Origin of the sequence: Streptomyces sp. NPDC000345 (assembly GCF_042898825.1) — a bacterium.
Lineage (GTDB): Bacteria > Actinomycetota > Actinomycetes > Streptomycetales > Streptomycetaceae > Streptomyces.
In genome coordinates, this window is record NZ_JBIAZE010000035.1 from 1 (window position 1) to 3,276 (window position 3,276).

Consider the following 3,276-nt stretch of genomic DNA (forward strand, 5'->3'; position numbering starts at 1 on the left):
ACCAACTGCTTGATCAACGAACCCAGATCATCACTCGACCCACGCGAATCACGCTGCAACGTCGACAACGTCTGCGCACCCATGTCGAACTTCATCAAGGCCCCCGTTCAGCTCACTTGGCTCACATCATGCGCACTACACGCAGACTCATCCCTATCAACTGACCGGTTGCCGATGCAATCGGGGGTGGCCATCCTTACAGGGGCACCACAAACCCGTGACCAACTCTTGGGGACACACAGGGCCGTTCACCTCAAACCAGCCGAGCCCGGACGGGCTCGCATGCTCAACCGCCGTCACCTTTGAGCCACGTCACCGTAGGCCGCCCGTCCTCGCCCCACTCCCGACGGGCGAGCAACTCCCCTCCGTCCTCGGAGAAGACCCGCTCGGATGCCGGCAGACCACTTGGATGCCACTCCCGCGACACCCCGACGGCACGCCCCCGTCGCACCGTCATCTCACTCCTGAGCCGGCCGTCCGGATACCACTCCCGGCAGGGGCCGTCCGGCCGGCCGTCCACATAACTCTCCAGACTGACGCGAGCCCCACCGAGCCACTCCTCCACCTCCCCGGTGAAGGGCTCTTCCACTTCCCCCGTGAACAGCTCACCGCGATACAGGAGGCGCTGAGCATAGGCGTCGACCTCGGGATCATCGAGATCGATGCTCAGCCCCACTCGGACGCCGAGACAGCACTCCCTCGAGGCCTTGTCAAAGCCCGCGATCTCCTCGCGGCGATAGTGAGCACAGACTGCAGCCCCCACACCGAAGCGCCTCACAAACGAACTCGGATGTCCTTGGCGATCTTCATGAGACTGGACAAGTTCTCAGGTGGCATCAGATAGTCAAGCCCTCTGATCCGCTCCAGGAACTCGTCCGGCAGCGCCACGTGATGGTTTCGCACATAGAACCAAAGATCTCCCCGCCACACCCACTCCCCGTCCGAGTAAATGGAGTCGCCACCTATAACGGTTTGACCAGAGCCCAAGACGTCCTCGGACGAGCCCATGACACTGAAAAGGTCATGGCCTGCAAGGAGGTACCCGACGATCTCACGCTCATCGTCATACGCGGCATCCAAAATGAATTCCTGGATACTCCCTCTTGGTACACCAAAAGAGGGCGCCCACAGCTCTTGAAAGTGTTCTGCGATCTTCACAAGCTGTCATTACGTCAGAGTAGTGCGGTGAAACCCGGGCCCGCCCGTCCACCACGTCCGCTCCATGACGCCGTACCCTCCCGCCGTCCCGAAGTGCGTCGCTTCGCCGTTGCTCCGGTGCACTTCCGGATGCGGAGTACCCCTGAAGTCGTTTGACGTCTCAAGCCTTGTCCTTGCTCCACGCCCTCGTGGGCTGTCCGTCCTCGTCCCACTCATGGTCCGACAACATGGTCAGGCCGTCGTCGGCGAAGACTCGCTCGTGTGCAAGTGTGCCGTTGGGATGCCACTCGCGTGAGACGCCGACAGGGCGGCCCCGCTGCGCCGTTCCTTCCGAGCGCAGACTGCCGTCCTTGTACCACTCCCGGTTCGGACCGTGCCGCAGGCCGTCCTCGTAGCATTCGAGACTGACAAGTGCGCCGCCCAGGTGCTCCACGACCTCGCCCGTGAACAGCTCACCCCGGTACAGCAGGCGCTGTATGTGGTCCATATCGACTGCGGGGTCATCGATGTCGATACGGGTCGGCTTTGCCATCACGGAATCCAATTACTGTCGTCGGCATCTTTACCAGTGAACCTGCCGTGCAGGCTGTCCACGTCCTTCAGCATATGGTGGCAGTTCACGCAGAACGGCGCAGGACGCCCGGGCAGCTGCGTCTCCATGTGCGGGGTATACGGGAATTCGACCGCTGCGCGGAGCTCGCCCAGTGCCGACGGGCCGTCCGGCAGCCCCAGCTTGGTGCGTTCCCAGAGCAACTCGTTGACCGCCTTCACCTCGGCGTGACCCAGTGGATGATCGTAACCGGGGACAGGGTCGGGAAGGGCCTCGAGATTCGCGGCAAGCGTCGGGTGGACACGATCCGGCGGGATGACGTTGTCGCCCTTTCCGTTGATGCCCTCGATAATGTTGCCGGTACGCAGGTCCATGACCTGTCCGGCGCAGGCTCCGACCTGCCTCCTCGACAGCGTTCCAAGTTCCTTGGCCTCGCGGAAGGCCGCACCGCGCTGGAACGAGAGATCCTTGAGGAAGTGCTCAAAGTTGCGGCCGTCGACGTGGGTGATCAGACCATCCGCATCGCGCTGTACGCGGCTTTCCGGCAGTTGGCCGAGTGAATTCTCGCCGGCAGCGGGGGCCGGCATCGGGTGGTCCCCGATCTGGATGGGTTCCGCCGCCCGCCGGGCGGCGTCGTCCACCAGCGAGCCCCGGGGTTCTCGAACGTCCCTGGGGTCGGCCTCGTGGCCACCGTGGTCGGTGTGCTCGTGCGGCGTCCCTCCGTCACCTGTGTGACCGCCCGAGTGGTCGCTCCCGTGGCCCGGAGTGCCCTCGCCGTGGCCGACGTCGGCCGTGTCGCTGCCATGCCCGTGCGGGGCACTCTCGTGACCGCCTGCACCGGCTTCGCCATGGCCACCGTCGTTCGGGTGACCGTTCGTGCCGTCGCCCGGGCCGTCGTTGTGGCCGGAGGATGGCTCGTGGCTCGCGGAGGGACCAGTGCCGTGCTCGCGGGCAGATCCGCCGGGGACGTTGTCGCCGGCGTGGCCGCCGGGGAGGTGGTCCGCGGTGCTGCCGGGGAGGTTGTCTCCGAGGTGGGTGCCCGGGAGGTTGTCGCCGGCGTGGACGGTGGGCAGGTCGCCGCCCGCGTGGACGACCGGGGTGGTCGCGTGGTCGCCGGTGCGGCCGATGTCGCCGAGGGTGGTGTCGAGGCTGTTGCCCAGGTTGATGTGCCGGCCGGCGGTCCCGGCGGTGTGGGTGCCCGCGCCGACCAGGGCCGGTTCCCGCGCCGGGGAGGGGGTGTGGGGGACGTCCGAGCCGGCGCCCGGGGTGCCGGTCCCGGTGCCACCGGGTTCCTTGGGGGCGTCCTCCGCCGCCTTGAGCACGTTGCCGTTCTCGTCGAGCAGGTTGCCCGGCGGGTCGTAGTAGCGCGCCGGAGCCCCCGCCTCCGTGGGCAGCTTGACCGAACCCTCCGGCAGGCCCGTCGCACCCTCGGGCAGCTTGACGTTGCCGTCGGGGAGCTTCGTCGCGCCCTCGGGGATCGCCGCACCCTCCGGCAGGTGCACCGTGCCGTCGGGCAGCTTGACCGAGCCCTCCGGGAGTTCGATCACCGTCTCCGGGAGCTTGGGGAT

General features: G+C 66.4%; 4 protein-coding genes. All 4 read right to left on the reverse strand.

Going from position 1 to position 3,276, the window contains the following annotated elements; all coding sequences use genetic code 11:
* Positions 1-286: 286 nt before the first annotated feature.
* A complete protein-coding gene (locus ACFY30_RS39270) occupies positions 287-763 on the reverse strand; it encodes a toxin-antitoxin system YwqK family antitoxin (RefSeq protein WP_390849941.1) in 477 nt (158 codons plus the stop codon).
* 11 nt (positions 764-774) lie between these two features.
* Entirely contained in the window at positions 775-1,158 is a 384-nt protein-coding gene (locus tag ACFY30_RS39275; protein ID WP_390849942.1) for a hypothetical protein, read from the reverse strand.
* A 160-nt stretch (positions 1,159-1,318) separates the two neighbouring features.
* Positions 1,319-1,690, reverse strand: coding sequence for a toxin-antitoxin system YwqK family antitoxin (locus ACFY30_RS39280; RefSeq protein WP_390849943.1), 372 nt, complete (start codon positions 1,688-1,690; stop codon positions 1,319-1,321).
* Positions 1,690-3,276 (reverse strand): YwqJ-related putative deaminase (locus ACFY30_RS39285; RefSeq protein WP_390849944.1); only part of this gene is annotated, 1,587 nt, incomplete at its 5' end. The genes ACFY30_RS39280 and ACFY30_RS39285, both read right to left, overlap by 1 nt.